This window comes from Nocardia sp. 852002-20019_SCH5090214, assembly GCF_001665865.1.
Classification (GTDB): domain Bacteria; phylum Actinomycetota; class Actinomycetes; order Mycobacteriales; family Mycobacteriaceae; genus Nocardia; species Nocardia nova.
Genome location: NZ_LZMK01000186.1, coordinates 1 through 19,260, shown reverse-complemented (window position 1 = coordinate 19,260; position 19,260 = coordinate 1). Strand labels below are relative to the sequence as shown.

20 protein-coding genes are annotated in these 19,260 nt (G+C 69.7%); 8 read left to right on the top strand and 12 right to left on the bottom strand.

Annotated features, from left to right (window positions below):
- Positions 1 to 5: 5 nt before the first annotated feature.
- Entirely contained in the window at positions 6 to 896 is an 891-nt protein-coding gene (locus A5780_RS14805; protein WP_063027621.1) for a YihY/virulence factor BrkB family protein, read from the bottom strand.
- A gap of 268 nt (positions 897 to 1,164) precedes the next feature.
- Here A5780_RS14805 and A5780_RS40970 point away from each other — a divergent pair, with 268 nt between their 5' ends.
- A complete protein-coding gene (locus A5780_RS40970; protein WP_064908718.1) occupies positions 1,165 to 1,437 on the top strand; it encodes a hypothetical protein in 273 nt (90 codons plus the stop codon).
- 12 nt (positions 1,438 to 1,449) lie between these two features.
- Here the strand turns inward: A5780_RS40970 and A5780_RS41870 are convergent, their stop codons facing one another.
- Together A5780_RS41870 and A5780_RS14790 are read right to left on the bottom strand one after the other, a co-directional pair.
- Positions 1,450 to 1,878 (bottom strand): hypothetical protein, encoded by a 429-nt coding sequence (locus tag A5780_RS41870; protein WP_231982958.1) that lies wholly within the window; start codon positions 1,876 to 1,878, stop codon positions 1,450 to 1,452.
- Positions 1,879 to 1,889: 11 nt separating this feature from the next.
- Positions 1,890 to 3,383 carry a serine/threonine-protein kinase gene (locus A5780_RS14790; protein ID WP_064908716.1) on the bottom strand — a complete coding sequence of 498 codons (1,494 nt, stop codon included), beginning with the start codon at positions 3,381 to 3,383 and terminating at the stop codon, positions 1,890 to 1,892.
- A gap of 274 nt (positions 3,384 to 3,657) precedes the next feature.
- Here A5780_RS14790 and A5780_RS14785 point away from each other — a divergent pair, with 274 nt between their 5' ends.
- Together A5780_RS14785 and A5780_RS14780 are read left to right on the top strand one after the other, a co-directional pair.
- Positions 3,658 to 4,599 carry a pentapeptide repeat-containing protein gene (locus tag A5780_RS14785; protein WP_082856999.1) on the top strand — a complete coding sequence of 314 codons (942 nt, stop codon included), beginning with the start codon at positions 3,658 to 3,660 and terminating at the stop codon, positions 4,597 to 4,599.
- 118 nt (positions 4,600 to 4,717) lie between these two features.
- On the top strand, positions 4,718 to 9,331 hold the full coding sequence (locus tag A5780_RS14780; RefSeq protein ID WP_064908714.1) for a cation-translocating P-type ATPase: 4,614 nt from the start codon (positions 4,718 to 4,720) through the stop codon (positions 9,329 to 9,331).
- A 6-nt stretch (positions 9,332 to 9,337) separates the two neighbouring features.
- On the opposite strand, the gene dmpG is transcribed toward A5780_RS14780, so the two are convergent.
- The 3 genes from dmpG to A5780_RS14765 are packed head-to-tail and all read right to left on the bottom strand — an operon-like array spanning position 9,338 to position 12,158.
- On the bottom strand, positions 9,338 to 10,363 hold the full coding sequence (gene dmpG, locus A5780_RS14775; protein ID WP_064908713.1) for a 4-hydroxy-2-oxovalerate aldolase: 1,026 nt from the start codon (positions 10,361 to 10,363) through the stop codon (positions 9,338 to 9,340).
- Positions 10,360 to 11,340 carry an acetaldehyde dehydrogenase (acetylating) gene (locus tag A5780_RS14770; RefSeq protein WP_063014112.1) on the bottom strand — a complete coding sequence of 327 codons (981 nt, stop codon included), beginning with the start codon at positions 11,338 to 11,340 and terminating at the stop codon, positions 10,360 to 10,362. The genes dmpG and A5780_RS14770 overlap by 4 nt, the downstream gene beginning before the upstream one ends.
- Positions 11,341 to 11,345: 5 nt before the next feature.
- Positions 11,346 to 12,158, bottom strand: coding sequence for a 2-keto-4-pentenoate hydratase (locus A5780_RS14765; RefSeq protein ID WP_063014111.1), 813 nt, complete (start codon positions 12,156 to 12,158; stop codon positions 11,346 to 11,348).
- Between the two features lie 179 nt (positions 12,159 to 12,337).
- On the opposite strand from A5780_RS14765, the gene A5780_RS14760 reads away from it, so the two are divergent.
- Positions 12,338 to 13,069 carry an IclR family transcriptional regulator gene (locus A5780_RS14760; protein ID WP_063014191.1) on the top strand — a complete coding sequence of 244 codons (732 nt, stop codon included), beginning with the start codon at positions 12,338 to 12,340 and terminating at the stop codon, positions 13,067 to 13,069.
- 35 nt (positions 13,070 to 13,104) lie between these two features.
- On the opposite strand, the gene A5780_RS14755 is transcribed toward A5780_RS14760, so the two are convergent.
- From A5780_RS14755 to A5780_RS14745, 3 genes are all read right to left on the bottom strand, one after another.
- Complete coding sequence (locus A5780_RS14755; protein ID WP_063014108.1) at positions 13,105 to 13,596, bottom strand: DUF2231 domain-containing protein; 492 nt, start codon at positions 13,594 to 13,596, stop codon at positions 13,105 to 13,107.
- Between the two features lie 107 nt (positions 13,597 to 13,703).
- Entirely contained in the window at positions 13,704 to 13,922 is a 219-nt protein-coding gene (locus tag A5780_RS14750; protein ID WP_146098738.1) for a hypothetical protein, read from the bottom strand.
- A gap of 192 nt (positions 13,923 to 14,114) precedes the next feature.
- Positions 14,115 to 14,552, bottom strand: coding sequence for an Hsp20/alpha crystallin family protein (locus tag A5780_RS14745; protein ID WP_281260901.1), 438 nt, complete (start codon positions 14,550 to 14,552; stop codon positions 14,115 to 14,117).
- A gap of 133 nt (positions 14,553 to 14,685) precedes the next feature.
- Here A5780_RS14745 and A5780_RS14740 point away from each other — a divergent pair, with 133 nt between their 5' ends.
- The gene (locus tag A5780_RS14740; protein ID WP_063014103.1) at positions 14,686 to 15,039 is read left to right on the top strand and encodes a MerR family transcriptional regulator; all 354 of its coding nucleotides are present in this window, start codon (positions 14,686 to 14,688) and stop codon (positions 15,037 to 15,039) included.
- A 23-nt stretch (positions 15,040 to 15,062) separates the two neighbouring features.
- Here A5780_RS14740 and A5780_RS14735 read toward each other — a convergent pair whose 3' ends face one another.
- The 3 genes from A5780_RS14735 to A5780_RS14725 form a co-directional block, all read right to left on the bottom strand.
- Complete coding sequence (locus A5780_RS14735; RefSeq protein ID WP_063014101.1) at positions 15,063 to 15,683, bottom strand: hypothetical protein; 621 nt, start codon at positions 15,681 to 15,683, stop codon at positions 15,063 to 15,065.
- Between the two features lie 207 nt (positions 15,684 to 15,890).
- Positions 15,891 to 16,574 (bottom strand): hypothetical protein, encoded by a 684-nt coding sequence (locus A5780_RS14730; RefSeq protein WP_156769506.1) that lies wholly within the window; start codon positions 16,572 to 16,574, stop codon positions 15,891 to 15,893.
- 172 nt (positions 16,575 to 16,746) lie between these two features.
- Complete coding sequence (locus A5780_RS14725) at positions 16,747 to 16,962, bottom strand: hypothetical protein (RefSeq protein WP_064908711.1); 216 nt, start codon at positions 16,960 to 16,962, stop codon at positions 16,747 to 16,749.
- Between the two features lie 86 nt (positions 16,963 to 17,048).
- On the opposite strand from A5780_RS14725, the gene A5780_RS14720 reads away from it, so the two are divergent.
- The 3 genes from A5780_RS14720 to A5780_RS14710 all read left to right on the top strand — a co-directional run bounded on the left by A5780_RS14720 (position 17,049) and on the right by A5780_RS14710 (position 19,122).
- Entirely contained in the window at positions 17,049 to 18,065 is a 1,017-nt protein-coding gene (locus A5780_RS14720; protein WP_064908710.1) for an RNA polymerase subunit sigma-70, read from the top strand.
- Positions 18,065 to 18,322 (top strand): hypothetical protein, encoded by a 258-nt coding sequence (locus A5780_RS14715; protein WP_064908709.1) that lies wholly within the window; start codon positions 18,065 to 18,067, stop codon positions 18,320 to 18,322. The genes A5780_RS14720 and A5780_RS14715 overlap by 1 nt, the downstream gene beginning before the upstream one ends.
- A 62-nt stretch (positions 18,323 to 18,384) precedes the next feature.
- Positions 18,385 to 19,122, top strand: a complete 738-nt coding sequence (locus A5780_RS14710) for an SDR family NAD(P)-dependent oxidoreductase (RefSeq protein WP_063014086.1) — start codon at positions 18,385 to 18,387, stop codon at positions 19,120 to 19,122.
- Positions 19,123 to 19,260 lie beyond the last annotated feature (138 nt).

Below are 19,260 nucleotides of genomic sequence, written 5' to 3'. Positions count from 1 at the left end.
GCCGATCACGGCCCGGGGTGCTCGCGCAACATTCGCTGGCGGGTGATCTGGGCGTCGACGACCGCGCCGAGCAGAATCGCGAAGTTGGTGAGCCACAACCACATCAGCAGGACGATCGCCGCGGTCAGTGACCCGTACACGCGATTGAGCGAGTCGAAATGCGCGGCGTACAGGGCCAGTCCGGCCGACCCCGCGATCCAGATGCCCACGGCGATCACGCTTCCGGAGGTGAGCCAGCGCAACCGCTGGCCCTCGGTATTCGGCGCGACCCAATACAGCAGCGCCAGTGCCACACTCACCAGCAGGGCCAGCAGCGGCCACTTCACGATCGACCAGACGAGCAGGCCCGCCGAACCCATTCCGATCCGGTTGCCGGCGTGTTCGGCGAGGCCCGGAGTGATGGCGAAGCCGAGCACGGTGACGACCACGGCGACCACCAGTACCAGACCCAGCGCGAAGCGCAGCGGCAGTGTGCGCCACAGGGATCGGCTCTCCCGCACTCCGTAGAGGGCGTTGGCCGCCCGGATGAACGCCCCCAGGTAGGTCGATACGGTCCAGAACGCCGACAACAGGCCCACGACCGCCATCGGACCGGACAGCGATTTGACCGACTGCAGATGATGAATCGACTCGGCGATCAGTGAGGTGCCGCCGCCGGGCCCCAGCCGCCCGGCCGCGCCCGCGAGCGAGTCGGCGGGGGCGGGTCCGGCGATGCTCAGCACCACGATGGCGATCAGCAGCGCCGGAAACAGCGACAACATGCTGTAGTACGTCAATGCCGCCGCCCAATCGGACAATTCGTCCGACCACGCCGCCCGCACGGTACGCAGGAGCACCCTGACCTCGGCCCGGCGAAACACCCGGTACCGAAGCGCGGGCTCCGATCCGACCGCCACAGTCGCTACCTCCCAGCAGTTTTCGATCCGCGCACAGTCGGATCGCCGGCGCCTGGTTTCGGAATACCACTACCGCATCCCGCCACGCACCGCTGCCCGCGATTGCGGGTTCACGCGGCGTCGGCGCGCGATGTCGCTGGGGGGCGCGTGGGTCCCGGTGGCCGGGATCGAGGGTGGGTGTGTCGCGGGTCACGAACGATGCTGAGGCGCCGGCCCGCCCGCGGCCTCCGGCGGAGAGGATCTGCCCGGCAGCGTCGGCGGGCTCGGGATGACCTGGGACGTGACCTGTGCCGATCTCGGCGCAGCCTGGCCGGGGCGGCCCGCCGACGCCGACGCCGTGGCACTGACCCGCCTCGCCGGCGCGCGAGTCGCGTGGTCCGGGAAGCGAATCAAACGCACCCTGCTGCTCCGGGTGCGTCCCGAAACCGCGCCGGCCGTGGTGAGTCGTTTCGAAGCCGACCTGGCCGCGATGCCCGGCGCGATCGTCGATCCGGCCATCGCCCACCTGTACCGCTGGGCCGACGGACCGCTGCTGTCCTGACGCGGCGCTCGCCTATTCCGCGTCGGTGGTGGATGCGGCCGCGACGCGTTCGAGTGCCCGCAGGTCCTTCTCGATGACCTCGTAGCACACGTAGGCGAGGATGAAGCCGATGATGCCGCCGACGCACAGGATGCGGATCGCCCAGATGATGGATTCGATATCCGGCGCCGGCAGGAACGTGATGCCCGTGACGCCCACCAGCGGTACGGCGGCGGCCGCGGTGAGGTAGATGCCGGTACGGCGGGCGAGCCGGCGCAGGTGTTCGACGTCGGCGGCGGCGGACCGTCCGTGGGCCAGGAAGAGCGGGTACAGGAACCGCACCACGTACCAGGTGATCGCGAAGTACGGGTAGGCCAGGGCGACCGCACCGCAGACGACCAGGGACAGCAGGAAATGCGTGTAGGTGCCGCGCGGCACGCCGCCGGCGACGAGATTCAGCATCACCGGAAATATCACGCCACCGGCGAACCAGAACACGAAAGCGATGGCGGCCACTCGTTGCCGAGCCGCAGCGCATCGATGCGAGCGCTCGTGAGAACGGCCTCGGGATAGTCACGCCCGTTGTGCAGTCCGATGGACACCTCGATGAGATGGCGCGCGATGTAGAGGATCAGGAGTGTGGCCGCCACGATGGCCAGCGGATACAGCACCTGGGCCACATCGTGGAAGGACCGCTGGATCTCGGGCGTGAGTTTGCTGACGATCAGCGTCCTATTGTAGTAGTAGTTGTACCACGCGGCGGCAAGATTGGGCACGGCGATCGCGATCGCCAGAATCGGTATCGGCCACAGCGGCCCGCGCGGCCGATGGCTGTCCGACGGCGCGTCGACGAGCTCCCGGGCCCGCGGGTCGAGGCAGAGCTCGAATTGCTGGGCCAGCTCCGCGCCGTTGGCCCAGCGATCGGTGCGCCGCGGCGCCAGGCAGGTCAGCAGCACGCGGCGCAGTGAGGCCGGGCAGTCGGCGGGGAGATCGTCGAGGAATTGCGGCGCGATCGGGCGGCGCCGCATGTCGAGGAGCTGTTCGACCGAGTCCTGTGAATCCTTCGCCGCGGTCGGCGGAAACGGGCGGCGCCCGGTCAGCAACTCCCACAGCATGACGCCCAGAGCGTAGATATCGCTGCGCGTGTCGAGGTCGTCCACCGTGCCGGACAGTTGCGGGTGGCTCGCCTCGAGATGTTCGGGAGACATGTAGGCCAGCGATCCGCCGAAGTACGCCACCGGACTACTGCCCGCGACGTGGTCGCTGAAGCTGATGTTGAAGTCGGCCAGTTTGGGTGCGGCGTCGGCGGAGAGCAGGACGTTGGCCGGTTTGATATCGCGGTGCAGCACACCGCGTCTTTCGGCGTAGTCGAGGGCTTCGGCGAGCCGGCGGCCGAGCCAGGCGACGGTTTCCGGCCAGGACAGGGCCGCGATCTCGTCCCGCGCGCGGCTGCTCGAGGTGGGGATCTCGCCTTTGTCCGCCAATGCCTCGTCGACCGCGTCCAGCAGCAGCCGCCCGCTGCGTCGCTCCGGCGCGGTCGCGCGGACCCGCGTCAGCACCGCGGCCAGCGTGCCACCCGGAACGTATTGCATGTACAGCAGCTTCAGCCCCCGGTCCGGCAGCACCCGCTGGTCGTACACCCGGACGATGGATTCGTGATCCAGCTGAGCCAGGGTCTGGGGTTCGGTGCCGTGGTCCGCGGAGATCTTCACCGCCACCAGTCGCTGCAGCGACCGCTGCCGGGCCAGGAAGACCTGGGCGAACGCGCCGCGGCCGAGCTCGAGCAGCAGATCGAAATCGTCGATCCGGTCGCCGGGCTCGAGATCGGCGGCGGGGGACGGGTGCGGCCGCGGCCTGGTCGCGCCGGGGGACTGCTCGTCCGCGGTGGGTTGCGGCGCAGTATCCACCGCCCGATCGGCCGACGGGTCGAAGGCGGCGGTGGCATCGCCTTCCGGTCGAGCGCCCATGTGCTGGTCACTCCGGGATGAGACATCGAGACATGGCGAATTTTATCGCGCTCCGGGCTGCGAATCGGCCGGTCTCGAATGAGGTGGCAAGACGGTTATCCGACAGCGATTTCCGTCCGCCACGAGCGTCCCGATCCCGCGCAGGTCGACCGGCGCGCCGTAGCCGGTCGATTACTTTTCGGTGACGATTGTCATGGCGGATGTTCAGCGGTTATACCGTCGTTACAGCGAGTGAAGAGCTTTTCTGGGCGTTGCAGGCGTTTAGGAGGTTCGAATGGTAGTGCTCGTACAACGCCGGCCGGCACCGGTGGCCGCGGCGGCGAATCTATTGCTCGACAGCGACGCGACTTCGGTGAATTCTTTTCGGCGCAAGCGTTTTCGGTGGCCGTGGCAACTGGCCGACATGTTCGTGTCGGCGGCGGCACAACTCTATGTCGGTGAGGGCAAAGCGCAGATCTCCGCCGTGCGCACGCTGGCCGAGATCGCGGACGCGTCCGCGGCCACACCGCGCCAGCAATGCGTGGACGTGCTCTGCGGTTATCTCCGACTGCCCCGTGCGGCCGGCCGGCTCGGCGGATACGACCGGACGGTGCGGCGGACCATCACGTCCGTCATCGCCGACCACCTCCGCCGCGGCGCGCGGCGCAGCTGGTCGCGCGCCACCTTCGATTTCCGCAATGCGCGAATCGAGGATGCCGATTTCACCGGTGCGGTTTTCGGCGGCTCCGCGAATTTCGAACGCGCGAACCTGACGGGCATCACTCGATTCGACGGCGCGACATTCTCCGCCGACACCCATTTCCAGGCGGCGACCTTCGATACCGTGTGGTTCCGGGAGGCGGTGTTCACCGATCGCGCCAAATTTTTCGGCGCCCGATTCGAGCGGGCCCGATTCGACGGAACCACCTTCCGCGGCAGCGCCCAATTTCCACTGGCGATCTTCTCCGGCGACGCCCGATTCCACCGGGCGGCCTTCCACGGCGGGGCGTATTTCGACAGCGCGCAGTTCCGTGGCCATGCCGACTTCGGTGCGGCCGGCTTCACCGGGCCGGCCCGGTTCGACGGTGCCGCGTTCACCATCGACAGCTCTTTCGAACGCGCCCGATTCCTCGACCCGATGCCCGCGGAGCAGCCATCGGCCGAAGCGGACCCGTCGTTCACCGCACCGGCGCCGCACGGCCCCGCCCACCGGATACCGGTCGCCGCATGCCTGTAGCCGCACCGCGTCGGCGGTGGAAACAATCAGCCCCGCTCAGGCTGCCGATATCGCGGTTGGCTTCCCCGATCCTGGGTAGTAGCTCGGACGACGGTACTCGTACGGGCTGGGAGGTCCGGTGTTTCAGGCGTTGATCGGTGTGGTGTCAGGAGCCGGCCGGACCGGGACGGCTCTCATCGGCGGCCCGGCGCGGCTGCCCGTGCGTGCGGTGGCGGCGGCGCAGACCGCGCTGCGGCTGACCGAGGTGGCCGACGATATCGCGACGCAGCTGCAGCGCGACGTGCGGTCGCTGCTGAACCCGGCGCTGCGCCGGGACGGCAGACGGATCGCCGCCGTCGAGGATCGCGTGCTCGTGGAGGTGCGCGGCCTGCGTTCGGAGCGCAGCGAGCGAGTCGCGGAGGCCGTGCACCGGAGGGTTGGCTCGCTGCCGGGTGTGCGCTGGACGCGGGTGAACGCGGTGACCGGGGATGTGGTCGCCGCGGTTCGCGACGATGATGTGGTGCCCGGCCTGCTGGAGGCGATCGCCGCGGCCGAGGAGGACGCCGACGTCGCCGATACCGTCTGGGATCCGAGCGCGGAACATCCCGCCGATCTGGAACCCGTTGTGTCGGCGGCGATTTCACTGGCCGGTGATCTGATCTCGGCCGGTGTCACCTTCGTCGGAGCGGCCATTCCCGGGCGCAACGGCGTGGAGACGGTGCAGTCGCTGGTCGCGCTGGCGGACTCGCAGCCGCGCATCCGGCGGCTGTTGGAACAACGTCTCGGCCGGGCCCGCACCGATCTGCTGCTGACCACCGCCAACGCGCTGGCGCAGGCCGCCGGTGACACCCCCGCGAACGTCCTGGTCGATGCGGTGCACCGAGCGCTGGCCGTCACCGAACACGGTGTGCGCCATGCCCGTTGGCGCTTGTGGGAGGTCGAGCACGGCCACCGACGGGCCCGCGATATCTTGCACTCCCCGCCACACCGGGAGCGTCCGGTGGTACTGCCGCCCGGCCCGGTCGAGCGGTGCGCGGACGAGGCGTCGGCCGCCGCGGCCGCCGGAGCCGCCGCCGTCGCCGCCGGGCAGGGCCTGTCCTCGGTCGGCCGCGCCCTGTCGATCGCCGCGCCGAAGGCCGCGCGGGCGAGCCGGGAGAGTTTCGCGGCGGCGGTGTCGTCACTGCTGGCCGCTTCCGGCGTGCTGACGATGGATCCGTCGGTGTGGCGGCGGCTGGATCGGCTGAGCGCCTTGGTGATCGACGGCGCCGTGCTGTACGGAGGCGGCCGCCTGGTACTCGATGTCGAAACCGCTGCCGGCACCGGCGAAACCGCACCGGAAGATGCCGAGAAGTCCGACTGGACCACGGCCCGGGTATGGAACGCCGCTCAGCGACTGTTGTGGTCGAGCCCCGGCGCGGCCGGAGCTGCGCCGCCGGATACCGGCGGCCTTCGGCTGCGACCGGATCCGGACCGCAACCGCACCGACTCGATTCCCGGCTGGTACGACGTCTGCGACGGAACGGACGTGGTGGGCCGGGTCTTGATCGGCCGCGAACTCGACCCCCGCGCGCGGACGCTGATGCTCACCGCCCGGGCCTCGGGCCTGAAGGTGGTGGTTCGCGGACAACGCGACGCGGTCGAATTACGGCCCCTGGCAGACGAATTCGTCGAGCGGGTGGGGCAGGCGGCGGAGTTGGTGCGGCGCTTGCAGTCCGACGGACATGTGGTGGCGCTGGTCGCCACCGACGCCGCCGAGGATCTGAACTGCGCGGATGTGGCCATCGGCGTGAGCCGGATCAGCGCCGGCGAGGTCGAGGCGATGCCGTGGGCGGCGGATGTGGTCTGCGGCGATCTCGATCAGGTGATGCGCGTGCTGTTGACGGTGGCTCCCGCCCGGCAGGTCAGCGAGCGCGGTCGCGTCCTCGCGCTCTCGGCCTGTTCGCTCGCGGGTCTGCTGCTGGCCGCGGGCCGCTCCCGCGACGCGTGGCCGGTGACCGCGGCGCAGGCCAGCGGGCTGATGCAGGGTATGTGGGTGGGCGTGCAGGCCGCGCGCGGCCGGCTCCCGGAATCGGGCGCACCGCTGGTTCCCTGGCACAGTCTCGAACCCGACGAAGTGTTGACGCGGCTGCCGGAACCCGAACGCGACGAGCTACCTCCCGCGCGGTCGTGGACCGCACCGCTCACCCGCATTCCCGCGCACCTGTCTCCGGCGACGCGTTTTCTCGCCACCGTGCGCCGCGAGCTGGCCGATCCGCTCACCCCCATTCTCGGTGTCGGCGCCGCGGCCTCGGCCGTACTGGGCTCACCCGGCGACGCCGCACTGGTGGCCGGCGTGGTGGCGGTCAACGCGGTGGTGTCGGCCTTGCAGCGGCAACGCGCCGAGAACGCGCTGCGCGACCTGATCGCGCACGAGCGCATCACCGGGCGCCGCGTCGATCGCGCCGCGCTCGACCACGATCCCGAGCCGCCGAGCGAATCGGTGCCCGGGACGGCGCTGGCGGTCGGCGACGTGATCGCACTGCGCACCGGCGATGTCGTTCCGGCGGATGCACGGCTGCTGCGAGCCGAGGACCTGGAGGTCGACGAATCGGCGCTGACCGGGGAATCGGTCACGGTGCCCAAGGACAGCCCCGCCACTCCCGGAGCGGACCTCAACCAGCGGCGCTGCATGGTGTACGAGGCCAGCACGATCGTCAACGGCGCCGCGGTGGCGGTGGTCGTCGCGGTCGGGTGCGATACCGAAACCAACCGCGCCGCCGCCGTCGCCGTGCCGCCTCGCCTGGGCGGAGTGCAGGCGCAGCTGCGTGCGCTCAGCGATCAGGCGCTGCCGCTGACACTCGGCGGCGGTTCCCTGGTCACGGCGCTGGGATGGTTGCGGGGACAGCGTATTCGCGCGGCCATCGCCGACGGGGTCGCGGTCGCGACGGCCGCCGTGCCGGAAGGACTTCCGCTCGTCGCCACGGTGGCGCAGCTGGCCGTCGCCCGGCGACTGTCGCGTCACGGCCTGCTGGTTCGGGCCAGCCGGACGGTGGAGGCCCTGGGCCGGGTGAACACCATCTGCTTCGACAAGACCGGAACGCTCACCTTCGGCCGCCTGCGGCTGACCACCCTGGCCGACCTCGATCATCAGTGGTCGCCGGAGGACGACGACCCGCGTGCCCGCCTGTTGCTGCGGGCCGCGGCCCACGCCTGCCCCGATCCTGCCGAGGGCCCGATCGTGCACGCCACCGATCAGGCGGTGCTCGACGCCGCCGAGCAGCTCGACTCGGACGAACGCTGGGACACGATCGAGGAACTGCCCTTCGAATCGAATCGCGGATACGCCGCGACGCTGGGGCAGACGCGGCGGCGGCGCTGGCGGCTGATCGTGAAGGGGGCCCCGGAAATCGTGCTCGCCCGCTGCACCGCGATCCGGACCCGGCACGAGGGTGACGATCGCGACGAACCGATGTCCGCCGCCCATCGCCGCGCCGCCGACCGCATGATCAATCGCATGGCCGAGCGCGGGCTGCGGGTGCTGGTCGTCGCCCGGCGGGATCTGTCCGCGGCACCGGGTGATGTGGTGAGCGCGGTCGAGAAACTCACCCTGCTCGGCTTCATCGGGCTCGCCGACACCGCGCGTCCGCAGGCGCGTCCGCTCGTCGGCGCGTTGCAGCGCAACGACATTCGCGTGCGGATGATCACCGGCGACCATCCCGTCACCGCCTCCGCCATCGCCGCCGATCTCGGCATCGACGCCGAGCCGGTGGTGACGGGGAGCGATCTGGCCGATCTCGACGATGCCGCCCAGTCGGAGCTCATCGCGCGCAGCAGTGTCTTCGCCCGCGTCAGCCCGCAGCAGAAGGTTCGCATCGTCACCACCCTGCAGCGACGCGGCGAGGTGGTCGCCATGGCCGGGGACGGCGGCAACGACGCGGCCGCGATCCGCACCGCCGACGTCGGCATCGGACTCACCGCGCAGGGGTCGACCGCCGCCCGCAATGCCGCCGATCTGGTGCTGACCGATCCCGACCCGCTGGTACTGCTGCATGCGCTGATCGAGGGCCGCGGCATGTGGCGGCGCGTCAGCGATGCGGTCGGCATCCTGGTCGGCGGCAACGCCGGTGAGGTCGCGTTCACGGTCCTCGGCACCGCGCTCGCGGGCCGGGCACCGTTGGGCACCAGGCAATTCCTGCTGGTCAACATGCTCACCGACATGTTCCCGGCGATGGCCGTCGCACTGTCGACCGAGCGGTCCGGCGACGAGGAGCCGACCGGCCACCAGGAGCGCGCCGATCTGCTCGCCGAACAGCTCGCCTCCCGGCCGCGCACCGATATCGCGGCGGATCTGCGTCGCACGATCGTGATCCGCGGCTCCACCACCGCGGCCGCCTCCACCGTGGCGTGGTCGATCGCCCGCTGGACCGGTACCGAGCGCCGGGCGGCGACCGTCGCCCTGGTCGCGCTGGTGGGCACACAGCTCGGGCAGACCGTTCTGGCCGCGCGTCACAGCCCGCAGGTGTGGCTCACCGCGGCCGGTAGTGCGGCCTTCCTGGGCACGGTCGTCATGACACCCGGACTGTCGACGTATTTCGGTTGCCGTCCCCTCGGGCCGGTGGGCTGGGCCACCGCGCTCACCTCGGCGGCGACCGCGACCGCCGCCGGCGCCCTGTTGCCCTCCCGCCGGCCGGCCGAGCCGGACCAGCCCACTGTCATGCCGGAACCGCAGGAATTTGTCCTCGAGGCCGAAAGTGTTGTGGTGCCGGCGAATTGATACCTTTCAGGCGGTCGCGGCGCTGGTTTCGCCCACGAGATCCAGTGCGATGTCGACGATGAGATCTTCCTGACCGCCGACCAGTCCGCGCCGGCCGACCTCGAGCAGGATGGTGCGCGCGTCCAATCCGTAGCGCTGCGCCGCGGCCTCGGCGTGGCGCAGGAACGATGAATACACACCGGCATATCCCAGGGTGAGCGTTTCGCGGTCCACCCGCACCGGGCGATCCTGCAACGGCCGCACCAGATCGTCGGCGGCGTCCTGGAGGGCGAACAGATCGCAGTTGTGCTTCCAGCCGTACAGGTCGGCGACGGCGACGAACGGTTCGATCGGGCAGTTGCCCGCGCCCGCGCCGTGCCCGGCGAGCGAGGCGTCCACGCGGGTGACGCCTTCCTCCACGGCGACAACGGAATTGGCGACCGACAGCGAGAGATTCTCGTGCGCGTGGATGCCGATCTCGGTAGCCGGATCGAGGACGCGGCGATAGGCGCGCACACGGTCGCGCACGCCGTTCAGGGTCAACCGGCCGCCGGAGTCGGTCACGTAAACGCACTGTGCGCCATAGGTTTCCATCAGCTTGGCCTGTTCGGCGAGCTGCTCGGGTTCGGCCATATGCGACATCATCAGGAACCCGGAGACGTCCATGCCGAGTTCGCGGGCCTTGCCGATGTGCTGGGCGGAGACGTCGGCCTCGGTGCAGTGGGTGGCGACGCGGACCGAGCGGACGCCGAGCCGGTAGGCCTGCTCGAGGTGGTCGATGGTGCCGATGCCGGGCAGCAGCAGGGTCGTCAGCCGGGCGTGGGTGAGCTTGGCGGCCGCGGCCTCGATCCACTCCCAGTCGGTATTGCTGCCCGGGCCGTAGTTCAGGCTGCCGCCGGCGAGCCCGTCCCCGTGGGCGACCTCGACGGCGTCGACTCCCGCCGCGTCCAGCGCCGCCACGATGGCGCCGACGTCGTCGGGAGTGATGCGGTGGCGTACGGCGTGCATACCGTCGCGGAGCGTGACGTCTTGGATGAACAGTTGCGTGGTCATCGCGAGGCTCCCTGTTCTGCCGGGGCGGCGATCGTGTCGGCGACCGATTCGGCATAGCGCATCGCCGCGGAGGTCATGATGTCGAGATTTCCCGCGTAGGCGGGCAGATAGTGCGCCGCACCCTCCACTTCCAGGAAGACGCTCACCTGGTGCGTCGGCGCCGGACCGCCGTCGGCGTGCTGCAGGGTGTGCACCGGCTGGTCCGCCGGTATCGGGGTGATCTGGATCTGCTGTTTGAGCCGGTAGCCCGGCACATAGGTGGCGACCCGCGCGATCATCTGCTCGATCGATGCGCGAATCGCCTCCTGCGTAGCGGCGTCCGGCGCCGTGGTCAGACAGAGCACGGTGTCACGCATGATCATCGGCGGTTCGGCCGGATTGAGGATGATGATCGCCTTGCCCCGGCGGGCCCCGCCCACGGTCTCCACCGCGTGCGCGGTGGTCTCGGTGAACTCGTCGATATTGGCCCGCGTCCCCGGGCCGGCGGACTTCGAGGCGATCGACGCGACGATCTCGGCGTAGGCGACCGGTGCGACGCGCGAGACGGCGGCGACGATCGGGATGGTGGCCTGCCCGCCGCAGGTGACCATGTTGACGTCGGTCGCGTGCCGGTGTTCGTCCAGATTCACCGCCGGGACGACGAAGGGCCCCAGCGCGGCCGGAGTGAGATCGACGAGGCGTTTACCGAGCGGCTCGAGGACCGCCGCGTGGGCCGCGTGCGCCTTGGCCGAGGTCGCGTCGAAGATCACCTCGATCTCGTCGAAGTTCGGCAATCGCAACAGCCCCTGCACACCTTCGGAGGTGGTGGGCACGCCCAGCCGCCGGGCCCGGGCGAGACCGTCGGATTCCGGATCGATGCCGACCATCGCGCCCATTTCCAGCACGGTCGAATGCCGGATGACCTTGATCATCAGATCGGTGCCGATATTGCCCGATCCGATGACGGCCACCTTGACGGCGCCACGTTCGTCGCTCATGGTTGTCACTCCTCGATGAAGACGGCGGTCACCGAGCCGAGCCCGGAGATCTCGGCCGTGACGGTTGCGGGGGCGGTGATCGGGACCATCGGGCCGAGCGCGCCGGACAGGATCACCTGGCCCGCACGCAGCGGTTCGCCGAATTCGCGGGCGGTGCGCGCCAGCCATGCCAGCGCGTGCAGCGGGTCGCCGAGGCAGGCCGCTCCGGTCCCGGTGGACACCTCGACGCCGTCGATGGACATGGTCATCCGTGCCGATACGGGTTCGAACTCGTCGAGGGTGCGGCGCTGCGATCCGAGGACGAACAGTCCGCTGGAACCGTTGTCGGCGACGGTATCGCCGAAGGTGATATCCCAGTCGGCAATTCGGCTGTCGACGATTTCCAGCGCGGCCGCGGCGTAGTCGACCGCGGCGCGCACCTGGTCGTCGTCGAGTGGACCGTCGGCGAGGTCGTGAGCGAGCACGAACGCGACCTCGGCTTCGGCCTTCGGTTGCAGCAGACGGCTCGCGGGAATGGGCGTGTCCTGCCGGAAGCGCATGTCGTCGAACAGGACACCGAAATCGGGTTGGTCGACACCGAGTTGCTGCTGCACCGCCGGTGAGGTCAGCCCGATCTTGCGGCCGACGATCGTGGCCCCCGCCGCGACCCGTTCGGCGGTCGACTGCGCCTGCACCGCGTAGGCGGCGGTCACGTCGTCGGTCCCGATCAGGTCGCGCACGGGGCGGCAGGGGATGGCGGTTCGCGCCGCGGTGCTGAGCCGTTGTGCCGCGGCGGTCGTCGCCGCGGTGGTTCGGTCGTCGAGTCGTGAGGTCGGCATCCAAGGTCCTGGCGTAGTAGGTGAACGGGGAGCCTTCACTGTCGCGGCGGAGCGCAGTGCCGCACCAGCATTTCGTTCCACTGAGCGGAACCCCGGGTAAGCTCGGCCGGGTGAGTACGGCGGAGTCGGCGAGGATCGGCGCACGGCCGGTCGACGGGTCGACCGTGCTGGGCAAGGTGATGGCCGTGCTCGAATCGTTCTCGATCGACGACGGCGTCCTGAGTCTGGCCGAGATCGGCCGGCGCACCGGGATGCCGAAGGGGACCCTGCACCGGGTCCTCGCGGATATGGTCACCGTCCGGCTGCTGGAACGGACCGAGAGCGGCTATCGCCTCGGCGGCCACCTGTTCGAACTCGGAATGCGCGCCTCCGTGGAGCGGAGTTTGCTCGAGGTCGCGATCCCGTTCCTCGAGGAACTGAACGCCCGCATCCACGAGACCGTGCATCTGGGCGTCCTCGACGGTACGGACGTGGTGTATCTGACCAAGATCGGCGGGCGGCGCCAGGCGAGTGCGCCGTCGCGGATCGGAGGCCGAATGCCGGTGCACTGCACGGCGATCGGGAAAACGCTGCTCGCTCATGCGGATCGGTCACTGCGCGACCGCGTGCTGAGCGGCCCGCTGCCCGCCCACACTCCACGCACGATCGTGCTGCCCGGCACGTTGCGCACGCAACTCGACCGGATCGCCGCCGAGGGCGTGGCCTACGAATTCGAGGAATCGGCACCGGGTTTGGTGTGTGTGGCGGCGCCGGTGCGTGAGGCCGACACCGTGGTCGCGGCCATCAGCATCGCCGGCGCGTCACACCGATTCCACCCGGAAAGTCACGTCGCATCGGTGCGGGCGGCCGCGGACGGCATCGGCGCGACCCTCACCCGCCGCGCACGAATGCTGGCGTCCCCGGGTAGCTGATCGCTCCGGCGGCAGCTGTGCCGAAGCGGTGTCGGTCAGTCGCCGCGGTTCTTCTGCAGACGTGCGATCTCGTCGCCCCAGACCGATTGCGATCCGGCATCGCCGACCCGGTAGGTCTGCACGATCGAGGCGACGGCGACGACCACGGCGAAGACGGCGACGGTCACCGTGATCAGGGTGCGGAGATCGGCGCCGCGGCGTTCGGCGAGGTGAAGCCCGGCCAATGCCACCGCGACGACCAGCAGGGCGATGGCGAAGTAGAGCATCGTCTCACCGCGTTCGGCGTGTTCGCGCAGGATCTCCTCGGGATTGCGGCGCAGGTTGTACAGCCATTGGCCGGCGTGAATGGTGATCGGCGTCAGGACCATGACGATCACCGCGAGTGTCAGCGTCAGCCACACCAGATGGCCGCGGCGCGCGGCCGGCCACAGCGCGCACACGATTTCCAGGATCGCGGTCAACGGCACCAGGATCACGATGAAATGAACGAACAGCACGTGCGCGGGCAGGTTGTGGATGACGGTCACCGGGGCTCCTCGGTCACTCGCGGTTGTCGCGGCGCCGGCGACCGCCCCGAACCCGCCGATGCCACAGTCGAACCGAGCATAGCCATCGGAGCAGCGGATCCGACGGATTACGCGCCACCCGATCGGTGCGCTGCGGCGGGCAGACCCGATCGGGTGCGCGAACGTCCGCGCCGGTTGTCACCGTCGATGTCGGCCGCCGGGCCGGCGCCGGAGTCGGGCCGGGAGGTGCGCATCTCCCACCAGTAGGTCGCCGCGACGGTGGCGTACGCGATGGCCACGGCTGCGGCGATGCCGGCGCCACCGGTCAGCGCGAGCATTATCGGCACGAGAACTCCCTCCTCTCCGTGGGGTCGAAGGCGCGGCGGGCGGGACGCATGACGGTGTCCCACCACGACTGCAGTGGGCTGGGGTCGGGCCAGTGCACGACCGCATCCGGCTCGAGGTCGCGAGTGTGGTCGGCAGGCGAGGCAGTCGTAGTCGTCATCGGCGTGCGGAGTCCAGGACTGATCGATGCGGGCTCAGACCGTGATCGCCTGCCGGTCGCCGGCGACCCGGTCGACGTTGATCTTGCGTGGTTTGGCCTTGTCCGCCACCGGGATTCGCATTCGGAGCACGCCGTCGCGGTAGTCGGCGCGAATGTGATCGGTGTCGAGGCTGTCACCCAGCATCACCTGGCGCCGGAACACCCCGCGGACGCGTTCGGCCGCGATCGTCGACCTGCCCGCGTCCAGTTCCGGGCGCGACGCCCGCACCGTGACCACATTGCGTTCGATATCCACATCCAGCGAATCGGGGTCGACGCCGGGGAGATCGAACTCCACCACGAACTCGTCGCCCTCGCGCCAGGCGTCCATCGGCATCGCTACCGGTCGAGCCTGCGTGCCGAACACCTGCTGCGTCCGACGGTCGGAATCACGAAACGGATCGGTGCGCATCAGCATGGTCGCCACCTCCAGTTCACTCCTTATATCACTCGAAGGAACCTCAGATAACCTCTGTTACCTGACACAGATTTATTTAGCACTCTGGCAAGGAGAGTGCAAGGAATGGTGAGAGATAAACTGGTTGCCGCACGGAGAAGGGAGCAGGATGGGTGCGGATCGGCGCGAGGGACATCTGCCGGGTTCAGGCCAGGCGGTGTATCCGATCTCGGTGGCTGCCGAGCTCACCGGTATCGAAATCCACACCCTGCGCCTCTACGAGCAGCACGGCCTGATCACCCCTGCGCGCAGCGCGGGCGGAACCCGGCGCTACAGCGGCGACGACCTGGCCCGGCTGCAGCGCATCACCGCTCTCACCCGCCAGGGCATCCATCTGTCGGCCATCGCGCGGATTCTCGACCTCGAGGACGACAACAGCGCCCTGCGTGCGCACAACACCGCACTGACCGTCGAACGCGACCATCTGCGCGACACGATCACCCGGCAGCAGCCGCCGCCCTGACCCACCGCGCGAATCGCGCTGCGTCAGAACATGTTCGGATAGGTGGTGGAGTCCTTGCCGGGCGGCGGCAGCGGTGCCGTCCAGGAGACCCGGCCACCGGGGAACACTCGGCAGCAGCCGCCGACGTCGTGAGCCCGCGCGTGCACGGTCGCCACCGTGGCCGCCGGAAGTATGTCGGCCGTCGTGGTACCGGTGGTGTCCAAGGTGTCGATGGTGACGGTGAGCGCGTCGGCCACGGTGACGGTGACGACGACTGCCGCGACGTCCGCGTGCGCGACGACAGCGGCGACGGTATCGGCGATTACGGCTTCGACATGGTCGGCCACCGCGTCCGGCACCCGCTCCGCCGATCCGGTCAGAGCGACGATGCTGCGCGACTGGGTGTGACCGATGCAACGCTGCACCGCCCGCTCGACGCGCTGGAGCAGGGCGGCACCACGGGGGAGCGCGGCGAGGCCGCTACCGCGACCGCCGTGCACGCGGTGTGGCGTGCTGGATATCGCGCCGGCGCTCGGGTATTCCGGGTCCGCGCATTCGGACCGGAGCATCGCGTCGACCAATTCGAAGGCCTGCGACAACGCATTCCGCACCGCGACGTGGGCGGTTGGATCGTTGTCGTTGCGGCCAGTGGGGGTGGGAGCCATGGATGGCGTGACCTCTTCATACCGACACACAGCGAGCCGACCCTGCGTATAGAGCCGAGAACGTCGTGTGCAGAATGACCGGTATCGGCCACGGCTAAACCGGAAGTCGCCCCTCGCGCGCTGAGGCGTCGCACACAATGCGCTGTCGCTCACATCTCGCTGATCACACGTCCCGCACCTGGTCATGCGTCCGAGTGGTGTCCCGGCTCAACCGATTTCGTACTCGCCCGGGTCCGGTGCGCTGGTCCATCTCCAGTAGTCGACGAGGCGGAACGGATTGAGCCCGGTGACCTCGCCCGCGTCGTTGCGGTAGTAGTTGTGTGTGATATGCGGCGATGCCCAGACCTTGCGCGACATCTCCTCTCGGGCCTCGGCGGTGTAGGCGTCGAAGGCCTCGGCGCGGACCTCGATGCGGCGACCATCGCTCGTGGTGAGCAAGCGCAGACAGCACATGATCAGGCGCACCGCGCATTCGGCGGCGAAGATGATGCTGCCACCGCTGGCGAGATTGGTGCCGGGACCGTAGAGCAGGAAGAAGTTCGGAAACCCGGGGACGGTGACGCCGAGGTGGGCGCGGGGGCGTTTGCCCCAGAACCGGTGCAGGTCGCGCCCGGTGACCCGCAGCGGTGTGAGAAAGTCGTTGGGCCGGAAGCCGGTTGCCCAGACGATCACATCCGCGCGATGGAATGTGCCTGTGCTGTCGACGATTCCGTCCTCGGTGAGGCGCTGCGCGCCGGCGCGCACCAGATGCACATGGTCGCGGCGCAGCGTGCGCAGCCAGCTGCCGTTGTCCTGCAAGGCGCGTTTGCCGGTGGGCGGGTAATCGGGAACCACGGCGGCCAGCAGGTCCGGGTCGTCGCCGACCTGGTCGGTGATCCACTGCGTGAACATAGTGCGCACGACATCGTTGACGGCGCTGACGGATCGGTGCTGGGGTTCCCATGCCGGGCCCACCTCGGCGGCGGCGAGTCCGGTATCGCATCCGCCCCAGAAGACGAGGAAGCGAAACCATCTGCCCGCACATCGGGAACGAACGGCCGATTGAGTTGTCCCACGGCGCTGATCACGATCGCGGCGTCGAGTCCGACATGAAGCCCTGGAATTCGTTGAGCATCGACCCGGCGGGCCGCAGCGGTCCGTCCAGAATCGCGCGACGCCGGTCCTGAGGGGCCGTGTGGATGCACGACAGCAGCAATGCCGGCACGGACAGATCGGTGAGTGCGGCGGCGATGTCGGCGGGCGACTCCGCGAAGGGATTGCCGCTGTGTCTGTTTCGCATGCACGGCAGTAAACACTTTTGAAAAACTGTCTACTATTGTTTTCGGCAGACCGATGACCGATGGGGCCCGGATGCGTCATACAGGTATGGATCGGAAGGTGGAGGCAGCGCGCGAGGGCGACCAGGCCGCGTTCGCGCATCTGGTCGAGCCTTTGCGGCACGAGCTGCAGGTGCATTGTTACCGCATGCTCGGCTCGGTCGAAGATGCCGAGGACGCCGTGCAGGAGACCCTGTTGCGGGCATGGTCGCGGCTGGACTCCTACGCGGGCCGCGCTCCGCTGCGGGCCTGGGTGTACGGGATCGCGACCCATACCTGCCTGGACGCGCTGAGAAGGCGCAAGGCACGGGCGTGGCCGGTGGATCTGGCCGGCCCGGCGGACCCGCATCGCTACGAGCTGGCCTCGGTGGACGTGCCGTGGCTGCAGCCCTATCCCGATCGGCTGCTGAACGTAGGCGGCGCCCCGGGGGAGGAACCGGAAGCGGTCGTCACCGCGCGGGAGACGATCGAGCTGGCGTTCCTGGCCGCGATCCAGCGGCTGCCCGCGCGCCAGCGCGCCGTTCTGATCCTGCGGGACACGCTGGACTGGTCGGTTGCCGACACCGCCGCCGCACTGGGAGTCAGCCGCGCGGCGGTCAACAGCGCGCTGCAACGGGCCCATGCCACCCTGTCGGAACATCTTCCCGCACAACGGGATCGGTGGCCTCCCGCCTCGACCGCATCCGAACGCCGGGCGCTGGCGAAGCTGATCACCGCGTGGGAGAGCGCCGATCCGGCCGCACTCGTCGCCCTGCTGCGCGAGGACGCCGCGCTGATCATGCCGCCGGGCACGGTCTGGTTCGCCGGTCGCCGCGACATCGGCGCATTTCTCACCGACCACGTGTTCGGCGAGATGGGCAGCGGCTGGCGGCTCCTGCCCACGGGCGCCAACCGGCAACCGGCGTTCGGACTGTACTGGCGCGAACCGGGCGCGAACGCATTCGATGCCTTCGCCATCGGGGTGCTGACCGTCGACGGCGATTCGCTGGCCGAGATCGCGCTGTTCCACCAGCCGGAGCTGTTCGCCGCGTTCGCGTTGCCGTCCGCCCTGCCGTCCCAGAGCTGATGGACTCTCGGCGCGTGCGGCGCTGGAGCGTGGTCCTGCGGCCGGGGGAGGCACTCGATTACCTCGCCGCCGACTGGGCCGACGCCCTCGTCGTGGTGACCAGCGGCGAACTCGAGCTGGAATGCCGCAGTGGCCGGCGGGCCCGATTCGACGCCGGAGCGGTCCTCGCGCCCGCCGCCGTGCCGGTGCGACGGCTGCTCAATCCCGGCTCCGAACCGCTCATGCTGTCCGCGGTGACGCGCCGACGTCACCGATGACGGAACGGGCCGGCGTGCGTCACACAGGTGGACACATCGCAGACACCGAACAGGAGCAAACCATGTCCGTCCCAACCACTCTGGCCGGCAAGGCGGTACTCGTCACCGGCGCCGGGCGCGGTCTCGGGCGCGCACTCGTCGACGAGGCACTGCACCGCGGTGCGGACCGGGTGTACGCCGCCGCCCGCCGTCCGGTCGAGCATCCGGACCCGCGGATCACTCCGGTGCGGCTCGACATCACCGATCCCGAGCAGATCCGCGCCGCCGCCGACCTGGTCGGCTCGCTCGACGTCCTGGTGAACAACGCAGGTGTCTCCACGCCGGACGACCTGACCGACGCGGCCGCCATCGAGGCTCATCTGGCGGTCAATCTGTTCGGCACGTATCGGGTCACCGACGCCTTCCTCCCGCGATTGCGCGAAGCCGGCGGGGCCGTCGTGAACGTGCTCTCGCTGGCCGCGCTGGCGACCGTGCCGGTCACCCCTGCGTACGCCATCTCCAAGGCCGCCGCCTTCTCGATGACGCAGTCGCTGCGGTTCCTTTCGGCCGCGCACGGCGTCGGCGTGCACGCCGTACTGCCCGGACCGGTGGATACCGACATGATCCGCGGATGGGACATTCCCAAAGCCGAGCCCGCGGCGGTGGCCCGCGCCATCCTGTCCGGTCTCGCGGACGGCCGGGAAGAGATCTTCCCCGACCCGATGTCCGGGGCGATCGCGCCCGGGTGGGACGAGGGAGTCGTCAAGAGCCTGGAGCGAGCGAACGCCGCTTCCGTGCAGGCAGTGGCGGTGGCGTCATGAACGCGTCCCGCCGCACGATGGTCGTCGGTGGCAGCCGCGGCCTGGGCCGGGGCATCGCGGTGGCGTTCGCGCGCGCCGGTGCGGCGGTCGTGGCCGTGGCGCGCACGGAGTCCGCGCTGCGAGAACTGGCCGCCGAGA

Excerpts from the sequence above, each read along its gene's own strand:
- A5780_RS40970 (WP_064908718.1), top strand. The coding sequence starts at position 1,165 with ATGACCTGGGACGTGACCTGTGCCGATCTCGGCGCAGCCTGGCCGGGG.
- A5780_RS41870 (WP_231982958.1), bottom strand. The coding sequence starts at position 1,878 with ATGCTGAATCTCGTCGCCGGCGGCGTGCCGCGCGGCACCTACACGCAT.
- A5780_RS14790 (WP_064908716.1), bottom strand. The coding sequence starts at position 3,383 with ATGGGCGCTCGACCGGAAGGCGATGCCACCGCCGCCTTCGACCCGTCG.
- A5780_RS14785 (WP_082856999.1), top strand. The coding sequence starts at position 3,658 with ATGGTAGTGCTCGTACAACGCCGGCCGGCACCGGTGGCCGCGGCGGCG.
- dmpG (WP_064908713.1), bottom strand. The coding sequence starts at position 10,363 with ATGACCACGCAACTGTTCATCCAAGACGTCACGCTCCGCGACGGTATG.
- A5780_RS14770 (WP_063014112.1), bottom strand. The coding sequence starts at position 11,340 with ATGAGCGACGAACGTGGCGCCGTCAAGGTGGCCGTCATCGGATCGGGC.
- A5780_RS14765 (WP_063014111.1), bottom strand. The coding sequence starts at position 12,158 with ATGCCGACCTCACGACTCGACGACCGAACCACCGCGGCGACGACCGCC.
- A5780_RS14760 (WP_063014191.1), top strand. The coding sequence starts at position 12,338 with ATGGCCGTGCTCGAATCGTTCTCGATCGACGACGGCGTCCTGAGTCTG.
- A5780_RS14740 (WP_063014103.1), top strand. The coding sequence starts at position 14,686 with ATGGGTGCGGATCGGCGCGAGGGACATCTGCCGGGTTCAGGCCAGGCG.
- A5780_RS14735 (WP_063014101.1), bottom strand. The coding sequence starts at position 15,683 with ATGGCTCCCACCCCCACTGGCCGCAACGACAACGATCCAACCGCCCAC.
- A5780_RS14730 (WP_156769506.1), bottom strand. The coding sequence starts at position 16,574 with ATGTTCACGCAGTGGATCACCGACCAGGTCGGCGACGACCCGGACCTG.
- A5780_RS14725 (WP_064908711.1), bottom strand. The coding sequence starts at position 16,962 with ATGCGAAACAGACACAGCGGCAATCCCTTCGCGGAGTCGCCCGCCGAC.
- A5780_RS14720 (WP_064908710.1), top strand. The coding sequence starts at position 17,049 with ATGGATCGGAAGGTGGAGGCAGCGCGCGAGGGCGACCAGGCCGCGTTC.
- A5780_RS14715 (WP_064908709.1), top strand. The coding sequence starts at position 18,065 with ATGGACTCTCGGCGCGTGCGGCGCTGGAGCGTGGTCCTGCGGCCGGGG.
- A5780_RS14710 (WP_063014086.1), top strand. The coding sequence starts at position 18,385 with ATGTCCGTCCCAACCACTCTGGCCGGCAAGGCGGTACTCGTCACCGGC.